At 41.1% G+C, this 20,337-nt stretch carries 17 protein-coding genes; 9 read left to right on the forward strand and 8 right to left on the reverse strand.

Going from position 1 to position 20,337, the window contains the following annotated elements; genetic code table 11:
• Positions 1–244: 244 nt before the first annotated feature.
• Positions 245–1,354, reverse strand: a complete 1,110-nt coding sequence (locus ACEN82_RS02255) for a carboxypeptidase-like regulatory domain-containing protein (protein WP_413320299.1) — start codon at positions 1,352–1,354, stop codon at positions 245–247.
• Positions 1,355–1,503: 149 nt separating this feature from the next.
• Here ACEN82_RS02255 and ACEN82_RS02260 point away from each other — a divergent pair, with 149 nt between their 5' ends.
• A complete protein-coding gene (locus ACEN82_RS02260; RefSeq protein ID WP_413320297.1) occupies positions 1,504–1,893 on the forward strand; it encodes a hypothetical protein in 390 nt (129 codons plus the stop codon).
• A gap of 82 nt (positions 1,894–1,975) precedes the next feature.
• Here ACEN82_RS02260 and ACEN82_RS02265 read toward each other — a convergent pair whose 3' ends face one another.
• The 5 genes from ACEN82_RS02265 to ACEN82_RS02285 form a co-directional block, all read right to left on the reverse strand.
• Positions 1,976–2,788, reverse strand: a complete 813-nt coding sequence (locus ACEN82_RS02265) for an enoyl-ACP reductase FabI (protein ID WP_413320295.1) — start codon at positions 2,786–2,788, stop codon at positions 1,976–1,978.
• A gap of 34 nt (positions 2,789–2,822) precedes the next feature.
• Entirely contained in the window at positions 2,823–3,587 is a 765-nt protein-coding gene (locus tag ACEN82_RS02270; protein WP_413320293.1) for an energy transducer TonB, read from the reverse strand.
• 29 nt (positions 3,588–3,616) lie between these two features.
• On the reverse strand, positions 3,617–5,305 hold the full coding sequence (gene recN, locus ACEN82_RS02275; protein WP_413320291.1) for a DNA repair protein RecN: 1,689 nt from the start codon (positions 5,303–5,305) through the stop codon (positions 3,617–3,619).
• 87 nt (positions 5,306–5,392) lie between these two features.
• Positions 5,393–7,390: a M56 family metallopeptidase gene (locus ACEN82_RS02280; RefSeq protein ID WP_413320289.1), complete on the reverse strand. Its 1,998-nt coding sequence runs from the start codon at positions 7,388–7,390 to the stop codon at positions 5,393–5,395.
• A gap of 5 nt (positions 7,391–7,395) precedes the next feature.
• The gene (locus tag ACEN82_RS02285; RefSeq protein ID WP_091165901.1) at positions 7,396–7,773 is read right to left on the reverse strand and encodes a BlaI/MecI/CopY family transcriptional regulator; all 378 of its coding nucleotides are present in this window, start codon (positions 7,771–7,773) and stop codon (positions 7,396–7,398) included.
• 353 nt (positions 7,774–8,126) lie between these two features.
• Here ACEN82_RS02285 and murB point away from each other — a divergent pair, with 353 nt between their 5' ends.
• The gene (murB, locus tag ACEN82_RS02290; protein WP_413320342.1) at positions 8,127–9,164 is read left to right on the forward strand and encodes a UDP-N-acetylmuramate dehydrogenase; all 1,038 of its coding nucleotides are present in this window, start codon (positions 8,127–8,129) and stop codon (positions 9,162–9,164) included.
• 263 nt (positions 9,165–9,427) lie between these two features.
• Entirely contained in the window at positions 9,428–9,964 is a 537-nt protein-coding gene (locus tag ACEN82_RS02295) for an RNA polymerase sigma factor (protein ID WP_090528721.1), read from the forward strand.
• Positions 9,965–10,050: 86 nt separating this feature from the next.
• Here ACEN82_RS02295 and ACEN82_RS02300 read toward each other — a convergent pair whose 3' ends face one another.
• Positions 10,051–10,659, reverse strand: coding sequence for a helix-turn-helix domain-containing protein (locus ACEN82_RS02300; protein ID WP_274986728.1), 609 nt, complete (start codon positions 10,657–10,659; stop codon positions 10,051–10,053).
• A 93-nt stretch (positions 10,660–10,752) separates the two neighbouring features.
• Entirely contained in the window at positions 10,753–12,228 is a 1,476-nt protein-coding gene (gene crtID, locus ACEN82_RS02305; protein WP_413320286.1) for a bifunctional phytoene desaturase/3,4-desaturase, read from the reverse strand.
• Between the two features lie 81 nt (positions 12,229–12,309).
• Between crtID and ACEN82_RS02310 the strand changes: the two genes are divergently transcribed.
• The 6 genes from ACEN82_RS02310 to ACEN82_RS02335 all read left to right on the forward strand — a co-directional run bounded on the left by ACEN82_RS02310 (position 12,310) and on the right by ACEN82_RS02335 (position 19,930).
• Positions 12,310–13,161 (forward strand): phytoene/squalene synthase family protein, encoded by an 852-nt coding sequence (locus ACEN82_RS02310; RefSeq protein ID WP_413320284.1) that lies wholly within the window; start codon positions 12,310–12,312, stop codon positions 13,159–13,161.
• On the forward strand, positions 13,161–13,706 hold the full coding sequence (locus tag ACEN82_RS02315; protein ID WP_090528709.1) for a hypothetical protein: 546 nt from the start codon (positions 13,161–13,163) through the stop codon (positions 13,704–13,706). Before ACEN82_RS02310 ends, ACEN82_RS02315 begins: the two co-directional genes overlap by 1 nt.
• Entirely contained in the window at positions 13,703–14,383 is a 681-nt protein-coding gene (locus tag ACEN82_RS02320) for a lycopene cyclase domain-containing protein (protein ID WP_413320282.1), read from the forward strand. Before ACEN82_RS02315 ends, ACEN82_RS02320 begins: the two co-directional genes overlap by 4 nt.
• Positions 14,380–14,652 (forward strand): cytochrome b5 domain-containing protein, encoded by a 273-nt coding sequence (locus ACEN82_RS02325; protein WP_413320280.1) that lies wholly within the window; start codon positions 14,380–14,382, stop codon positions 14,650–14,652. Before ACEN82_RS02320 ends, ACEN82_RS02325 begins: the two co-directional genes overlap by 4 nt.
• A gap of 583 nt (positions 14,653–15,235) precedes the next feature.
• Positions 15,236–18,424, forward strand: coding sequence for a SusC/RagA family TonB-linked outer membrane protein (locus tag ACEN82_RS02330; protein ID WP_413320278.1), 3,189 nt, complete (start codon positions 15,236–15,238; stop codon positions 18,422–18,424).
• Between the two features lie 18 nt (positions 18,425–18,442).
• Positions 18,443–19,930 carry a SusD/RagB family nutrient-binding outer membrane lipoprotein gene (locus ACEN82_RS02335; protein WP_413320276.1) on the forward strand — a complete coding sequence of 496 codons (1,488 nt, stop codon included), beginning with the start codon at positions 18,443–18,445 and terminating at the stop codon, positions 19,928–19,930.
• Positions 19,931–20,337: the final 407 nt, after the last annotated feature.

A 20,337-nucleotide genomic window follows, 5' to 3' on the forward strand; every position in this document is an offset into this window, starting at 1 on the left:
TTTGCAGTACTGTAAGTAATATTAAAACCCCGTTTCGATTTTTCGGAACGGGGTTTTGTTTGCTGTCTGAACCGGGATTTTAGTGGATTTTGGGGATTAATCGGATTTTTGTCTGAACTCGAATTTTTTGAATTTTAAGAATTTATTTAATTGCCTTTTTATTCTGATAATTCACTCAATTCGTTTAATTCGAGTTCAGACAATATTCTGTAAATCCTTTAATTCTGAAAATTCTGATTCAGACTCACTTCTTTTCCACCACCGGCTCATAATCAACCGGTAACATTTCGGCAACGCGACTTATGCCCCAGTCACCTTCATAGATTACAGAATGAGGATTAGCTACAATACCATTGTTATCAAAAAAGGCATATGGCTCATCGAAAGAAATAATGGTTGTGGCATTGTTAGGCATATTAAAAGCCTGTACGGTATTATCTGAAGGGGCTCGGCCTTTTTTAGTATACATAACATACAAGCAATCGGTAAATCCTATAGCAAATAAGCCTTCCTGGTCTGTTAGCTTGAAAAAGTCGGCCCTGTCTAAGGGTTTATTGACAAGACTTTGCAGGTATTTATTATTGAGGCCACCGTGGTAATTTGGATTGGGTTTACGGATCAGGCGCATCACAACAAAGTTTTCTTGTGTGAGACTATCTTTTATAGCCGACCGATAGAAATGCATATATGAACCAAGGTACGCTGATTGTCGTTCTTTACGCCATTTACGCTTTTGTTTTTCGGTTCCCTTCAGGTCTTGGAAGTTGGAGATTCCCTCATAATACAACATGGCTTTTGCCGGGTTGTAATTGAAGTTGGTTAATTTGTATCGGATCATATAACCCAGTGCCTTGTTTTCAATCTCCAAAAAATCGTGAGAAGTAGCTTTTAAGGTTCGGGTAGCTTCATCATAATCGAAATCAAGCACATCTGAGTTCAGGATTTTACATTTAGCGGCATTGTCCGAATAGCCTAAAAATTGCTGCCTGAAAATAGCATAGTATTTTTCACGGTTAGGATCAGGCCTGATCTTAACTTCATTTAACTGAAAAGTTTTGGGGATAATGCTGATGGTACCCAGGTTGATATTGGTGCTGCCCGCCTGCAAACTATAGGTATAGGTTTCATAACCTACTATGGATATAATGAAATCATACTTGCCGGGCTTTACGTTGCTGAGGGTGAAAGTACCGTCATCAGCCGTTTTGTTGCCTACCTGGGCATTGTTTAAAAACACACTGGCATTGGGCACAGGCTTAGTATCGGTCATGTTAATTACTTTGCCGGTAATTTTTACCTGGCCCATACAGTACGCAGGTATCAGTAACAATAAAAGCAATAAGGGCTTACGCATAGTTAAAGTTAAACTAAAATATTAGTTAATCGGTATGGCCGCATAAAAAATCTTCAGAAACGATGATCCGAAATAAAATAATTTAAAAAACGTTTAAACCTTTGAACAAAAATTTGTTCAAACAGTTATAATAACTAACGCAATACTTTATGAAAAAAATCTTGACTTTAATTTGCTGCACTATAGTACTTGCTGCAACATCGTGTAAAAAGGAATATGTAACTACCAGCCCGAGTGCTACCACTATTTTTGATACCACTCCGGCTTTTGTACATGACACTACCGATCCCAATAGGTATACAACAACTTTATCAGTGCCTGAAATTACAGACTATTACAACAACCATGGCGCTGTCTTGGTATACCTGGAAGATAATGGTACTTTTGAGCAATTACCGGATGTATATGGTGGAGTAAGTTACCGCTTTGTTTACGAAACGGGCAAATTATACATTGATGCTCAGAATGCGGATGGCAGCGTGCCTACAGGTCCAGGCATTCCCGGGCCACTGAAAGTAAAAATAGTATTGGTACCATAATTAATGAATGGCACCTCACTAAATAGAAAAAGGAGTTTTGCACTGTGCAAAACTCCTTTTTCTATTTATAAGAGTTTGGTAATTACTTTCCCATTTGATCAATAACCGCCTGGGTTACGCCGGTGAATGAGAAACCACCATCGTGAAACAGGTTTTGCATAGTAACCATTTTGGTTAAATCGCTGAACATGGTAACACAGTAATCGGCACACTGATCTGCATCTGCATTACCCAGCGGGCTCATTTTTTCGGCAAACTCAATAAAGCCGTCGAAGCCTTTTACGCCTGAACCTGCAGTAGTGCGGGTTGGCGACTGAGAGATGGTATTAACACGTACTTTTTTAGCCATGCCATATTCGTAACCAAAGTTACGCGCAATGCTTTCCAAAACTGCTTTGTTATCGGCCATGTCATTATAACCAGGGAAGTAACGTTGGGCAGCGATGTAGCTTAAAGCCAGTACCGATCCCCATTCATTAATAGCGTCATGTTTCATGGCAGCCTGCAAAATGCGGTGAAGGCTTAACGCAGATATATCGAAACCTTTGTGGGTAAATTCGTAGTTGTTTTCGTAATACGGGATGTTTTTGCGTACGTTAACGCTCATACCTATTGAGTGCAGGATGAAGTCAACCTTGCCGCCAAAATGCTCCATGGTTTTGGTGAACAGGTTGTTGATATCATCGCCATTGGTAACATCGGCACCAATAACCGGCGCGTTGCACTCTTCGGCCAGTTTATTGAGTTCGCCCATGCGTAAAGCAATAGGGGCGTTTGATAATACAATTTCAGCACCTTCCTGTACGGCACGCTGTGCTACCTTCCAGGCTATTGATTGCTCATTTAGTGCACCGAAAATGATGCCTTTTTTACCTTTTAATAAATTATAAGCCATTTGTTAAGTTTTTATAATTGAAGCAAAGTTATAATTATTTATCAGTTAGTTTAAATTCAACCGAAACAGTTTGAGGCACCGCCACCGGTCTCCCATTTTCAATCGCCGGTCGCCAGTGGGGGAGGGATTTGATAATGTTGATCAGCACTTCCTCGCAGCCGTAACCTATACCTTTCAATACTTTAAATTTAACAGGGAAGCCGTCTCTTTCAACCTGGAAAGCTACGGTTACAGTACCCTCAATATTATTGTCAATAGCTTTGGGTGGGTAATGTAGCTGCTGTTTTATCAGTTCAGTAAAGTGCCCGTTTCCGCCTTCAAATTTTGGGGGTGCTTGAAAGCTAAATTTATCAATATTAGCTGTACTGTAAGTTACGTTAAATATCGGTGTCACTTTTTTGTGTTTACGAACAGCGGTAATAGCTATAGGGTTTTGAGCAGTTATATCTATCGGAGGTAACGAAGCCAAGTAAATGATCATATACCTGCTACCTTTATTATAAACCGGGACGGCATTATATAACACACTTTCTTCAAAAGTTAGCGTATCATTAAACTTTGCCCCTTTTAATTCAAAATAACCGGTAGTATCGGTCATAGTGCCCACGTGCCATGAAGGTGCTTCCATCCAGGTGTTTGTTGATTGTATACCGATGTGCCTGATGGGTTTACCCATGTTGTCGTAAATATGCCCACGCAGGTTAATAGTGTCACGCTTAATAACCGTATCGGGTTTGCTTTTTTGAGCCGATAAATTGATCGAAACCAGCAGCAGTATCGCGCATAAAAATGTTCTCATCACGGTTTAGGTTATATGTAATCACTTGACTAAACGCTCAACAGTTCCCTCGCATTTTGCAAAGCACTCTCACCCGGCTTATCCCCACTTAGCATTTTGGCAATTTCCAATACCCGTTCATCATTATTCAGCTGTTTAATGCGGGTAAAAGTAGCCGCCTCGCTGTCATCCTTATAAACAAAATAATGGCTTTGGCCCTTGCTGGCAATTTGCGGCAAATGGGTAATGGTAATTACCTGCAGGTTTTGGGCTAAGCACTCCATGATCTGCCCAACCTTGTTGGCAACTTCGCCTGATACGCCTGTATCTATCTCATCAAAAATAATGGTAGGCAGGGCTGTGTATTGCGCTACGATAGATTTAATGCTCAGCATTAATCTTGAAAGCTCACCGCCTGATGCCACCTTGCTCATCTCTGCCAAAGCATGCCCCTTATTGGCCGAAAATAAAAACTTAATATTATCAATCCCCGTAGCCGTAAGCATAGCTTTAGGGCTATCAGCACCCCCTTTAGGGGGCGGGGGGGGCGTCTGCTCAATCTTCAAACTCGAGTTTCCCATCCCCATTTCGGCCAGCGTTGCCAACACCTGCTTCTCAATATCCGGGATAGCTTTTTTGCGGTTGACTGATAACTGCGTCGCCAGCTTTTCAAGTTCGGCTTTATCGGCGGCAATTTGTTTTTGCAGTTTTTCGATAGCTTCGTCACCAAAAAGGGCTTGCTGCACTTTGTCTGATAATTCTTCCTGAATCTGCAATAGCTCGGCGATGGTATTTACCCGATGCTTTTTTTGCAGATTGTAGATCATGCTTAACCGGTTGTTCACCTCTTCGGCACGGGCTTCGTCAATAAAAGTATGCTGCTCGATGCCTTCAATTTCGGCGGCGATATCTTTAAGTTCAATAATAATGCTATTGATACGCTGATGTAATTCGGCAACAGCAGGATTGTATTTTTCTATCGAACCTAAAGCCTGTCCAGCTTCTTTTAACTGGATCAATGCGGCAGCCTCGCCGTCCTGTAAAAGATAATTAGCGCCTAAAAGGCTGCGTTTAATTTCTTCTGCATTATTAAGGGTGTTGAGCTCCAGTTCCAAATGTTCCTGCTCATCGGCAACCAATGCACCTTTTTCCAACTCATCAAACTGAAACTGGAAATAATCCAGATCGGCTTTTGCCTTGTCGCTTTCGGCAATCAATTGGTTAAGCTTACTCAATGATTTTTTATAGGCTCGGAATTTTGTTTGATAATCAAACAGTAAATCTGAATGACGCGCAACCGAATCAACTACTAACAATTGAAAATCCGGGTCATTAATTTCCAATGTAGCGTGCTGCGAGTGGATATCTATCAGTTTTTCGCCCAACTGTTTCAGGGCTGAGAGGTTAACCGGGGTATCGTTCACAAAAGCACGAGATTTGCCATCGGCCGAGATCTCCCGGCGTAGCACGGTCTCCGTTTCGTAATCGAGATCGTTTTCTTCAAAGAAATCGGCCAAATGAAAGCCGCTGATTTTGAAAGTGCCCTCAATAACGCATTTTTTCTGCTGGTTGAAAAAGTATTTACTTTCGGCCCGCTGTCCTAAAATAAGTGAAAGGGCACCCAATATGATCGATTTACCTGCGCCGGTTTCGCCGGTTAATATGTTCAGACCGCTATCAAAACCTATCTCCAGGTTGTCGATAAGCGCATAGTTATTAATGGTTAGCTTTTGAAGCATAAAAAAAGTGTCCTCATTTTATTGAGGACACTAAATTACAAATTAAGGCTCTTTAAAAAATATTTTTAATGCTTTTTGCTAATTTATTTAGTCAGCTGTATCGGCTTTGATCTCCTCTTTATCGTCGTTGTCAAACTTATAATCAAAGTCTTTATCCATTTTATCGCGGTAAAGTTTCATTTTTTGTTTAAACGCCGGGCTTTTCATATAGTCCCGCAGTTTTTTGCTGGCTTCTTTAAGCCGTTGTTGTGCGGCCCTAATTTCAGGGCTATCCTGGAAGCCGCGCATTTGCCGGCCAATGTCCCTCATATCCTCCTGTAGTTTTTTCATGTCGGGATTGTTGTAGGCCATCCTGATGCTATCGCCCATGGCCTGCATACGGTTTCTTTTTGCAATAAATTCCGGCGAGTCATAGCGGCTGCGGATTTTTTGGCCCAGGTTTTTCAACTGCTCTGTTTGCGCCTTCACATCAGCCGGGATCTTGCTTTGCAGCTCGTCCTGGTACTTTTTGTAATTAGGATCTCTGTCGTCATTATAGCTATTATAGCCGCGGTTATGCGGAATGCCATACTTTTTCTCCAGCTCTTCGTTCATTTTTTTAAACTCAGGACTGCTGTAATAAGCACCGATCTTGCGGCCTATCTCACCCATCTGTTCGCTGGTTTTTTTAGATTCGGAAGTTTCGCCATATTCCTTTTGAAAATCTTCGCCCATTTTTTGCATTTCCAGCTTCATTTTTTCCATGCCTTCAGTATTATAATAGGCCTGCAGGGCTTTGCTTTTAGCTTCAAGCATTTCCTGTTGCTTTTTGAAATCATTGCTGTTGTAGTATTTACCAATCAGCTCGCCTTGTTTGTTTACTTCGGCGCTGAGTTTTTCAAGCTCAGCATCGTTAAAACCGTCGTAGTTAAAAGAATCATGGCGTTGTTTGGCTCTAACTATTTCGGCCTGGGTTTTCTTTTTATAGGTTACAGGTTTTTTAGTTTTAGGAGCCACCTTGCGTATGGTATCTTCCACAAATAGAGCATGTAAGGCGGCAGGCGCAGCAACTTTTTTAACTGTGAGCTTGCCATCTTTTATGGTGGGGTTTAGCCAGGCAATGCTGCTAACGCCGGCAGCCATTATGGCAATGGCCACAAGCAGGTGGCGGATATTGCCTATAGGTTTCTTTGTTTTCATGATGCGTTCAATTCTGTTTAATAAATGATATTTTTTGCCATTAGCAGCCAGGGCCAGCTGTAAATGCTGCTGCCTGGTTTGCTCAAGCTTCAAAAGCGCGTGTGCATAGATCAAGGGTTGCTGTGTTGTTTGCACAACAAGGTCATCGCAGCTGTTTTCGCGCTCCTGGTTAATGATTCGATTAATTAATTGGGCAAAGGGATTAAAGAATAACAGTATGGAAATAAATTGCTGCATCAGGTTCAGCAGGTAATCATTACGTTTAATGTGCGATAGCTCGTGCAGTAAAATGGCTTCAACCTCGGTAGCCGATAAGTATGTAGTAAGGGTTATCGGCAACAAAATAATGGGGCTTAAAAAGCCTATCATACAAGGGGCATCAACCATACGGCTAAAGTTTACCCACACATTTTTAGTAATGCCCACCTTTTGGCAAAGCTCATCAGCAAAGTCCTGCAGCCTGTCGGCGGGTACCATGGTACGTTTTATCAGGCTGATCCTTTGCCAGCTTAAGCTTACTTTAAGCAGGTTAAATACCAAACCAGCAAAATAAAGGGCTGATATATAAGGCAGATAGCCTTTTATAACGTATTCGTAATAATTGCTTTGCGGTTTGAATGCTACTTCATGCAGCGGAAGGTAGAAACGTGGTAATAAAGATGGTGCATTGGCGGATGTATAATTGATCCACTCGTGCAGCCTGAACTGATGGATAAACGTGTATATAAACCAGGCGCTTATGGCAAGGATGGCGCCCATGGCCAAATTGTGCTTTTTAATGGCCGATAACTGCGGCCTGCAAATAAACACTAACCTTAAGGCAAACCAAACTAACAAACCCTGCCATAACGATTGCAGAATAGTTACGCCCAACACCTGGCTTATATTATAGAATAAATTTTCCATCACGTTTATTTTTTATCCTGATCAAATTGATTCAAAAAATTTTTAATAGCGTCAATCTCGTCTTTTGATGCGCGGTGCTGGCCAAGCGCCTGGATCACCAAATCGGAAGTGGAGCCTTTAAATACAGTAGACAAGATTTTATCCAGAGCGTTGCTTTGGGCCTGCTCCATTGTGAATAAAGCCTTGTAAACATGGGTTTTTGAAGTGGTGTCGCGCTCAACCATTCCCTTATCATGCATAATCTGCATGAGTTTTAAGGTGGTGGTGTAACCGGCATCCTTGTTTTTAGCAAGCTCCTCGTGAACTTCACGTACGGTGCACTGGCCCTTTTTCCAGATCACCTGTAAAATTTCGAGTTCGCTTTCTGTTGGTTTAATTTCCATCTGTTTCTATATTACGAATTTCTTCGTACAAATATCTACGATAGGTTTCGTATTTGCAAATGGTTTTGAAATTATTTAACAAATTTTAACGGTTGGGTGGGGAGTAGTTGTCTGAATCAGAATTTTCAGGATTTAAGAATTTACAGAAGATAGTCTGAACCCGAATTAAAGGAATTAAGAGAATTTATCGAATTTGCTTTGCATTCTGTTTATTCTTTTAATTCAAAAAAATCGAGCTTAGACAAAAGCCGGCTAATCCAAAAAAAACACTAAAATCCCGGTTCAGACAAAATCAAACAATCACTATCTTTTAACTATTTTTGCGCTGAAAACTCCGAAATCGAACATCCGAGATCCGAAATCAAAGAACTATGCTGCAAATACAGGAAAACGTATCCCTCAAAAATTTTAACACTTTCGGTATTGATACCCGTGCCCGCTACTTTGTGGAAATTGCCCATGAAGATGAGCTTGCCGAGCTGTTTGCCGACCCGCAGTGGCAGCAAACAGAGCGACTAATACTCGGTGGCGGCAGCAATATGCTTATGGTTGATGATTTTGACGGACTGGTTGTGCGCATGAACATCCGCGGTATTGAGCACCGGATTAGTCATGATGATGTTTATATAGAAGCGGGTGGTGGCGAGGTATGGAATGACCTGGTTAATTATTGCGTTGCGCATGAATATGCTGGTGTCGAAAATCTGAGCCTGATCCCGGGTTCGGTAGGGGCATCGCCTATACAAAATATTGGCGCCTATGGCGTTGAGCTTAAAGATGTATTTCACAGTTGCCGCGCTTTTGAAATAGCGACAGGAACATTCAGAATTTTCAGCAAAGAGGATTGTAAATTTGGTTACCGCGAAAGCATTTTTAAAGCCGAGCTGAAGGGACAGTATATTATAGTGTCTGTAAAGTTCCGCTTATCGCTGGTGGCAAGCATTAACACCAGGTACGGGGCTATTGAGCAAGAATTACAAAACAGGGGTATCTCAAACCCTACTATTAAAGATGTATCGCAGGTGGTGGCACATATCCGGGTATCCAAATTACCCGATCCGTCAACTATAGGAAACGCGGGCAGCTTCTTTAAAAACCCGGTGATCAGTGCCGAAGAATTTGCTGTGGTGCAAGCTAAATTTCCTGATGTGGTAAACTATCCTGCTGCTGATGGCGGCGTAAAACTGGCTGCCGGATGGCTCATTGAACAATGTGGATGGAAAGGAAAAACCGTTGGCCACACAGGAACATGGAAAAACCAGGCCCTGGTTTTAGTGAACCACGGAGGCGCTACGGGACAGGAAGTGTATAACTTTTCGTCGCAAATCATAGACAGTGTGTACACTAAATTTGGCGTTACACTACAACGTGAGGTTAATATTATTAGTTAAATAAGTTTATTTAAAGTGAATTTTCATTTTTAATAAATTTTCTTCTAAATAACATTCCTGTTACAAATGTTCCCTGAGTAAGTTTGATTCTCGAATGTTAAAATTCATAACGTCCTGTTTTTCAGTATGGTATTTGTTATCAATGTGTGAATATTACACAATGGGTGAGTTTCAATACCGATGTTTAAATGTGGACTTTTTACTACACACTTTGGCTTAATGGCATCATGCTTGTCTAATTGTTAACACAAAACTTTAACAAAATGACAAAGATTGAGTTTAACACCCTTGTACTACGTCAGGCGACTTCTTTAAGATCATACGCTTTACATTTCACGCACGACGCAGACGATGCTAACGACCTTGTCCAGGATACAATGTTGAAGGCCATAACTTACTACAACAAGTTTAAGGAAGGCACCAATTTAAAAGGATGGTTATATACCATCATGAAAAACACATTCATCAACAACTATCGCCGTTTTGTTAAAATGAGCACTTTTGTTACCAAGAGTGATGAAATTTCATCACCAAACCTGGTATTCAGTTCAACCAAAAACCAGGGCGAAGCCAAATTTGTTATGGATGATATTAAAAAAGCTTTAGACAGGCTGCCCGAAGATTATTATGTACCCTTCACTATGTACTTTGAAGGTCATAAATACCATGAAATTGCCGATCACCTGGATATCCCGATCGGTACGGTAAAAACCCGGATACACGTAGCACGCAAACTGCTCAAGAAAAACCTTAAGGCATATGATAACGGCATCGCCAAACCCGTTTACGCAGAGAATTAATGTTCAATTAAACTCCATCATATATATAGGAAACCCGCCCATGAGGCGGGTTTCTTGTTTTAGCCCAGGCTATTAATGGGGTTGTGTTATCTTAAAAAAGGTACAGCTGGCTGATAAAATATTTGCCGGGTGTTATATATCAGTACGCTGTTGAAAACAATATAAATAAAGTTTATAGCATAAAACAACGGCATACTCAATAATATAAGTTCGCCCGCGCCAAGGTTCAATATAGATGAGGGAATATGAAAAAATTCATGGTTAAAAAGAACAATAGCTGTTAAAACGATAGCTAAACACCATGATATTTGAAAATTGATAAGCCGTTTACAAGGTTTATCTATATCTTTTATTTTTTTTCTGTTGGATAACCACAAGGCCAGGGGCAATGCTATTCCTAACATCGGGAATATAATGAAGCTTAGGGCTGATAAATTGAATTGTAGTAAGAAGTTTCTGCTATCATAATTCAAAATTCCTGCCGGCTCGAAAGGTAATTCTGTTAAATCTTCAGGGGTAATATTTAGCGCGGTTGCCAGTCTTTTAAGTGTATCGCCCCTTGCATCTGTTTCATCGTTTTCTATTCGTTGTACGGTTCTTAAACTTAGTTGGGCTTGTTCAGCCAATTCTTCCTGGCTTAATCCTTTACGGTTGCGCAATTCTTTAATCTTTTTTCCGGGGTTATAGGTTTTCATATTGATATATTTTGCTGAACAAAAGTATAACAGGCTAAAGATATTAACTGCCGACTTGTTTACGTCATGTTTACGACATCGCTGTTATTGCTACTACGCCAACTTCTTCATTGCCTCCTTCGCTACCACCTGCCCCGAGATAATTGCCGGTGGCACGCCAGGCCCGGGTACAGTGAGCTGGCCGGTATACAACAGGTTGTTGATATGTTTTGCCCGCATGGCGGGTTTAAAAAAAGCAGTTTGGGCAAGTGTATTTGCCAACCCGTAAGCATTGCCTTTAAATGAATGATAATCTACTTTGAAATCATTAAGCGCATAACTCCGCTTCACTACAATTGAGTCGCGGATGTCGTGCCCGGTGATATGGGCAAACCTGTCCATCATCAGATTAAAATATTTTTCGCGGATGGTTTCGTCATCATTTAAGCCCGGCGCTATCGGCATCAGGAAAAACAGGTTCTCGCCGCCTTCTGGGGCAACCATGTTATCCGTTTTTGAACTGCAGCAAACATAAAACAGCGGATTGGTAGGCCATTGGGGCACAGCATAGATCTCTTTGGCATGCAATTCAAAATCTTCGTCAAAAAATAGATTATGATGCTGTATGCCTGGCACTTTTTTGTTGGTGCCGATATAGAACAATAAACTCGATGGCGACATCGTCCGGTTATCCCAATATTTAGCAGTATAGTTACGATGGGGTTTCTCAATTAAATGCTGGTCAACATATTCATAATCTGCCCCTGCAATTACCATATCGGCAGTGAATACGCCGTTATTGGTTTGGATTTTATCAACCCGTTTACCCTCTATGTTGATTTTTGTAACCTCTGTATTGAGCCTGATCTCAACTCCCAGTTCGGTAGCCAGGCTTACCATAGCTTTTACTATTTCGTTCATACCACCCATGGGATACCAGGTGCCCAGGGCAAGGTCGGCATAGTTCATCATGCTATACATGGCCGGGGTATTTTGCGGGGTGGCTCCTAAAAATAACACTGGGAACTCCAGTAATTTAATTAGTTTGGGGTTTTTAAAATATTTGCTTACATGGCTGCTCATACTGGTAAGCAGCTGCATGCTGAAGCTTTTTTTGATCAGGTTAAAGTCGATAAATTCGGTGATGGAATAGGAGGGGCGGAAAACGTACTCACCCATGCCTACTTTATATTTATATGCCGCCTGGTTTAAGAAATCCTGTAATGCTTTACTACTGCCAGGTTCGGCTTGTTCAAACAGGGCTTCAAGCTCAATCATGTCCGCGGGGACATCAAATATTTCATTTTTGCTGTAATAAATACGGTAGCCGGGATCCAATCTTTTTAACTGGTAATAATCGGAAGTTTTTTTGCCGAACAGTGCAAAAAAGTTTTCAAATACGTCGGGCATCCAGTACCAGCTTGGCCCCATATCAAACCTGAAACCATCCTGCTCCCAGACCCTCGCACGGCCGCCGGGCTGGTCGTTTTTTTCCAATATGGTAACTTTATAGCCTTCTTTAGCCAAAACACAGGCCGCCGATAAACCAGCAAAGCCCGAACCAATAACAATAATATGCTTGCTGCTCATGTTTAATGTGAAGCCCAAGATAAGCAAAATGTTTTAGGCCTATAAAAAACAATACCGCTTTGAATTTGTACTTTTGAAAAAATGAACACGCGAGTGCCGATGATGAGCCTGTACGATGAAACTTGTTTTGAATGCAGTAAACTGATAACTAAAAAATATAGCACATCCTTTAGTCTCGGCATTAAAACTTTCGATAAAAGTTTTCGTTATCCCATTTATGCTATCTACGGCTTTGTACGTTACGCCGATGAAATTGTAGATACCTTTCATGGGTATAATCAGCAGCAACTGATCAGCAGGTTTGAGGAAGATACTTTCAAGGCTATCAGAGAAAGGATCAGCACTAATCCCGTAATTCATTCTTTTCAACAGGTAGTTAACCGGTTTAAGATCGATCATGAATTGATCAGGGCTTTTCTGAGATCAATGGAAATGGACCTGGATAACAAAGCCTATGATAAGGGCAGTTACCAAACTTATATTTATGGTTCGGCAGAAGTTATCGGCATGATGTGCCTGCGTGTTTTTACCAATGATGATAGTCTTTACCAGGCTCTTGTACCCAAGGCCCGAAGCCTGGGGGCTGCTTTCCAAAAGATCAATTTTTTGCGGGATGTTAAGGCAGATTATACAGAACGCGGGCGCACATACTTTCCGGGGATCGATTTCAATAATTTTACCGAGCATGATAAGCTTGCCATTGAGGCGGAAATTAAACACGATTTTGACGAAGCATTTGAGGGAATAAAATGCCTGCCTGCTGGTACGAGGCTTGGGGTTTATATTGCCTATATTTACTACCTGCAGTTGTTTAAAAAAATAAGTTACACGCCTGCCAACGTAATACTGCAAAAACGTATCAGGGTTTCTGATGCGCGTAAAATGAGTTTGTACATCAAAGCTGTTCTGCAGCAAAAGTTAAATGTTATTTAATGTTAAGGAAGATCTTTTTTGTAGCCAGTATATTGGCAGTTGTATTCAAGTTGCAAACCGCTAATGCTGAAGAGCCTAATCTGAAAGTACTGCGTAAGCAAATGCTTATTGCTATTGATAAAAGCAAAACCACCGATTCATTGTATAATAATCTTAATAGTATCAAAGAAAAGAGTGGTATAGTGAATGGTTTCATAGGCGGCCTGCTTGCCTTAAAAGCCAAGCATGCCTGGAACCCATATTTGAAACTGAAATATCTTAACAGATCGGAAAAGGTATTTAAGCAGGCATTAATTGACGATCCGCATAATATTGAGATCAGGTTCATGCGCTTTTCTGTAGAACATAACGTGCCTTCCATTTTAGGTTTTAATAAAGACCTTGCTGCGGATACTGACGATATCATAGCTCAACTGGGTAAAAAGAATTATGGCTCGGCTGATAAGGAATTGACCATCCAGATTATCAAATTCCTCCTTCATTCCAAAAGATGTACTCCTGCCCAAAGCCAGGCACTCAATAAACACTTAACCGAACTTACGTGAGATACACCTATTTACTGATCAACCTGCTAACGGTATTTTTTCCCGTTGTGCTTTCATTTGATAAAAGGGTGCAGTTTTACAAAACCTGGAAATTTATATGGCCCGGCATGGCCGTTACCGGTTTGTTTTTTTTGTTTTGGGATGTGCTTTTTACCGTCAGGGGTGTTTGGTCGTTCAATCCGGCATACATCATAGGCGTTAAGTTTTTTGGTTTGCCTTTAGAGGAAATACTATTCTTTTTAACGGTACCGTTTGCCTGTATATTTATTTACGCCTGCCTTAATCACTATGTTAAATGGCTGATGCCTTTCAGGCTTACCGGTATTATAAGTAGTATGGTAATATTGCTGAGTATCCTGATGCTGATATTTTATCACGACCGGCTTTATACCGTAGTTACGTTTGGCTTATTACTATTGCTTGTGGTGCTGATTCAATACGTTTTTAAGGCCGATTGGGTTAATCGTTATTACCTGGCTTATATTGTAGCGCTTTTACCATTTTATATAGTAAACGGCATATTAACCTCCGTCCCAATAGTATTGTACAATAATGCCGAAAACCTCGGAAAGCGGGTTGGCACTATCCCGTTTGAGGATCATTTTTACCTGATGGCTTTACTGCTCATGAACATTGGATTCTTTGAATATTTTAAACAACAGAAGTTAAGCCGATGAGTGAGTTGCCAGAATACACCAAATCACAACTGGCCTTACGCAATGGTCAGGATAAGCCCCGGATCTGGGTTGCCTATAAAGGTGATATTTATGATGTAACTGAAAGCCGACTGTGGCGAAACGGGAAACATTATGAGCACTGGGCCGGACAGGATTTGACAGATGAACTTGCCGACGCACCACATACCGAAACCGTTTTTGAGAGATTTGTAAAGGTCGGTCGCCTCATCACCCCCGCCCTCTCCATCGGGGAAGAAGAGAAGGATTGATATGCTTTTTAAACAAAATGTTCAAACCATTTTGAAATAGTTTTCTGAAATGTGACACCCTCTCTTCTTTCTGTCATCCTTGCGTCATTTAAAGCCCGGATTGGTAGGGAATATTATGTATTAAATCATGTAAATATATTGTTACGTGGTTGTTTTATCGCTGAAAGTATGGAAAAATTAAGGTTTTTCTTCCTGCCATACCTTTTCCAACAGGCAACGCATGGTACTATTTATCGTTATAAAAAGAGATTTTAAGGACCGGCAAGTTGTAGTTTTTCTGTTGAATCTCTCGTGACAGTCAATTTTATTGTGTTTTGATTTACAATAGCTTATAAAACAAATTAGGAAAATGCCTCGCGCATTTTCCTAATTTATAATTAACAATATTAACTGACTTATTACCGGCCGGATCTAACGGCCATATGGTATTAACGATAGCAAAGGTAATTTCTTGTTGATTATTTCCTAAAACCTTCATTGAAGTTAAAAAAATTCATGTAAAAGAAATATTACATTCATTATTTGTTTTATTTTGTCGTTGGCTATTAAGTTTGCTTCCTTAACTATTAGCTAAATTTTTTCTATGAAAAAACGACTACTACTAATTTTGTGCAGTTTCGTATTTGCTGTAACACAGCTTTTTGCGCAAAATCACACTGTTACCGGTACGGTAACAGCCAGGGAGGACGGCCTTCCTCTGCCGGGTGTATCGGTGAAGATAAAAGGGACAACTACCGGTACCCAAACCACCGTCGACGGTAAATTTTCACTCAGCGTTCCAAATAATGCAGTTTTAACATTCAGCTTTATTGGCTATGCTACACAGGACGTACCAGTTGGTGCATCAGCGAACCTTAAAGTAGTTTTAGAAGCATCAGCCCGTGGACTTAACGAGGTAATCGTAACCGCGTTAGGTATCTCAAGGCAGCAAAAATCACTGGGCTACGCTGCTCAGCAGGTAAAAGGCGATGATCTTACCGTAACGAAGCAATCTGATCTTAACACCGCCCTTGCAGGTAAAATTGCAGGCGTACAGGTGTTAGGTGGTTCGGGAGCAAAGTTTGGTACATCAACTATCCGTATCCGGGGTATCAACTCGTTATCGGGTGGTAACCCAATTTATGTGGTAAATGGTGTTGTTACTGATCCCAATGCGGTAAATAATGATGATATCGAATCTCTTTCGGTATTGAAAGGCCCTGCTGCTACTGCACTTTATGGTCAGCGCGCGTCTGAAGGCGCGGTTGTTATCACGCTTAAAAAAGGTGCAAACAAAGGTATTGGTGTGTCCATTAATCAATCAACCACATTTGAAAAGGTTTATCAACTGCCAGACTATCAAAATGAATATGGCGGTGGTACCAGTACAACATGGAAAACGTATACTTATGATCCTGCTAATGGCTCACCCGCCTCATTTGCCAAGTTTAATGGTGTGAAAATTTACGATTACGGAGTTGACGAAAGTTGGGGACCTAAGCTGGATGGTACAATGTACGCTCCATGGTATTTCTGGGATCCGTCAAACCCCGATTTTGGCAAGTTAAAGCCATTTGTTGCACAGCCAAATAACGTACGTGATTTTTACCGCACCGGGGTTACCTATAATACCAATGCGGCATTTTCAAAAGCTGCAGATGATTACAACTTCAGGGTATCATACACGAACATTGACCGTACCGGTATTACCCCTAACAGCGATCAAAAGCGTAATAATGTTGGTTTAAACGGAGAACTTAAGTTAACCAAGAAATTTACAGTAAGCGCCAATGTTAACTTTTCGCAAATAAACTCAAATAATGTACCTGCCGAGGGTTACGGAACTCAAACGGCAGGTTCATTCAGCCAGTGGTTTCACAGGGATATCGAGATCGATAAACTTAAGAACTACCGGAGAGCCGATGGTACTTATACTTCATGGAATATCATAAGCCCTGACAACCTGGCGCCACACTATTGGGACAATCCATATACCGAGGCTTATGTTAATACTTCAAAGTCAAACAGCAACCGTATTTATGGTAACATCACTGCATCATACCAGTTTACCAAAGATCTGTCATTGTCATTAATTGCACGGGAAGATCTTTTAAACCGTGATGATAACGCGCAGGTAGGTTCAGGTACGATCAACGTTGACTCATATTCACAAAGCCAATACACCTACAAGGAAAATAACTATGTGGCAAATTTGTCATATAGTCATAACTTCAGGGATTTGTCTGTAAAAGCGGGTTTATATGCCGAAACAAGACAAGACAGGTATCGTTACACCAGCGGGAATACTAATGGTGGTTTAGCTGTGCCTGATCTGTACACGCTGAGCAACTCTATTGATGCTCCTTCATCATTCAGTTACAATGCATTGTCACGCGTAAACAGTTACTACGGTTATACCTCATTTGGCTATAAAGATTTCTTATATCTTGATTTTAACGCACGCAACGATATTTCATCAACGCTACCGGTTAATAACAACTCATACTGGTACGGTGGTTTATCGGGCTCTTTTGTATTTACTGAGCTGTTGGCAAAAAACGATTGGTTAACTTTTGGTAAGTTAAGGTTATCAGCAGCCAAAATAGGCTCAGATACTCAGCCATACCAGGTTTATCAAACTTACAACCTGAGCACCACACCTTACGGTGGCTTTCCGGTACAAACAGTACCTAATACATTGCCAAACCAGGCGTTGAAACCTACACTGTCAACAGCATATGAGATAGGTACTGAATTGCATTTTATTAAAGATAGGGTTAAGTTTGACTTTAACTACTATACCCGTAATGCTAAAGACCAAATACTACCTTTACCTGTAAATGGCACTTCGGGCTATTCAACTGCAGTAGTTAACGCCGGTGAAATCAAAAACCACGGTATTGAAGTAAGCCTTGGCGGTACGCCGATAAAATCAAAAGATTTTACCTGGAATGCTGATTTCAACATTTCATTTAACCGCAATAAAGTTGTATCTATATACCCTGGCATCAACAGCTTGCAGGTATCTCCTGACGGCTTAGGCGGATACGGCTTATCTGGCGGTAACCAGGCGGCAGGTTCAAGGGGATTCGGTTTCGTGGGTTCACCAAGCTTTGGTATCAACGGTGTTGTCGGCAGTTCATATGGCCAGATCATTGGCTCAGGCTTTACCCGCGATGCAAAAGGAAATATCGTTGTTGATGAAAATGGCTATCCTATAGTGAACAATACTGTTAATCTGGGCAGCATGTTGCCAAGCTACACAGGTGGTTTTACCAACTCGTTTACTTACAAGGGACTTGTACTTGCCTTCTCACTCGACTTTCAAAAAGGCGGTAAATTTGTTTCAGTTACCCAGCAAAACCTTAACGGATCAGGTTTAGGTATTCAAACCGTTGGCCTGAATGCTAAAGGTAATCCAAAACGTGATGCAGTATCAGCAGGTGGCGGTACATTGTTTGCCGGTGTTCATGAAGATGGCAGCCCAAATACTACTTATGTTAATACCCGACAGTTATACGAATCTGTTTTAAGCCAGATCTGGGAAAACTACACTTTTGATGCATCATATGTTAAACTACGTGAGGTTAGCTTAGGCTATTCTTTCCCTAAAAAAATGCTGGGAAGGTTGCCGTTCCAAACAGCATATTTTGGTATCACGACGCAAAACCCATGGATGATCTACTCTAAATTAAAAGGTGTTGATCCATCACAATTACAAACTTCGTTTTACGAAGGTGGCCAGTTGCCAAACACCCGCAATATCGGATTTAACCTTAAGGTAACGTTCTAAAAAAAGCTCTCATAAATTATGAAAAAGTCATATATTAAATATATAGCAGGGGCATTTATCCTCATCGCGGCGTCATGTAAAACCGGCGGCGATATAAATGTTAGCCCTAATCAGTCACCTAACGTACAAACAGGTTATATGTTAACCAGTGCGCTGCAGTTTTTAGGCGGCATAAATGGTGCCGGTGCAACAACTAATATTAACTCGTTTGCCGGCGAACTGTATTCGCAATACATTTCGGAAACATATTATACCAACGAATCGCAGTTTGCCTTAAAGCAATATGATTATCAAACCTATTACACGGGCCCGTTGCTTGATTTGAAAACAATAATCAGTGTCAATAGTGATCCGGTTAAAAAAAATCTGGCTTCAACCACCAAATTTGGAACCAATAACGATCAGATAGCTTCTGCAAGGATCTTGTCGGCGTTTATTTATCTAACCATGACCGATAGGTGGGGGGATATTCCTTATACCCAGGCTTTGAGTGGAGCAAGCAACTTTTCGCCGGCTTTTGATGCGCAGAAAGATGTATATACCGCATTAATGAAAGAACTGGACGAGGCGCAAGCTCAACTGGGTACTACCAACTCGTTAACAGGTGATATTTTATTTAATGGTAATAATATCCGCTGGAAACACTGGGCCAATTCGTTACATGCTATAATGGCGCTAAGGCTTTCGAAAGTTGACCCCGCTACAGGGAAGGCAGAGTTTGCCAAAGCTGTTGCAGGTGGCCTGATGACGTCAAATGATGACAATGCTACCTATAAATATAGCAGCGCACAAACTAACGAGAATCCATATTTTACTAATTACCGTAACCGTTATGATTATGCTGTTAGCTCATTACTGGTAACTACGCTGAAAGGGCTTAATGATCCACGGCTTGCCGTTTATGCTGCTCCAACTGCATCTAACACCATTGTTGGATTGCCTTATGGCACTTATGGCGATGCCTTGGGTAATTATAGCGCAGGTACAAGAGATGCTCCGGGTAATATTTCCCTAATAGGTACAGCGTTGTCTGACGCCAGTTCACCATCTGTGTGGACTTCATACGCCCAGGTACTGTTTATGCAGGCCGAAGCCGCCCATCTTAACTGGATACCAGGTGGCGATGGCGCCGCCGCTGATTTCTATAATAAAGGCGTAACTGCATCTTTAGAACAAAATGGCGTCAGTTCAGCTGATGTGGCAACTTACCTTGGCCAGGCATCGGTAAAGTTTAATGCCAGTACTGCTTTAGACCAGATCCTCACCCAAAAATGGATAGCTAACTTCCTTGGTGACGGGTGGGAATCATGGGCCGAATATCGCCGTACCGGTTTACCCAAATTGCTTGATCCGGTTCCGGGGTCACTGAGCCCGGGCCAAAGAATTCCGCGCAGGCAACAGTACCCTCAAACCGAGCATGACCTTAACCTAACCAATTACAATGCTGTAATTGCCCGTCAAGGTCCGGATGCACTTAATACAAGGGTATATTGGGATAAACAATAATTATTGCTTATAGATTATGAGAACAACAAAGGCTGCCATTGGCGGCCTTTGTTGTTTATGGAGGATTTATCTATATCAATACCCAGGTTTCAAATTCAATTATTCTTTCACCTGAATTGGTGATCAACGCTATTTTATGCTCGTTTATAATGTCAACTTTAAGTATAGTGGGAAGACCATTAAATCTTATCTCATTGTGGTGGTACAAAGTAACATTGTTAAATCTTATAATCTTAGGTTCAAAAATATTCTCTTCCCATTTATAGGGTAGTTAATATGAAAATCGAATGTTTGAGTTTCTGGATATTCGATAACCTTTAAAACTGCTGCGTCATGAAAAAAGTAGTCGTTGAAATTCATTCTTTTTAGATTGATATTACAATATATTTATTACAAATGTCCTATTA

The sequence above is a fragment of the Mucilaginibacter sp. Mucisp73 genome (assembly GCF_059491465.1).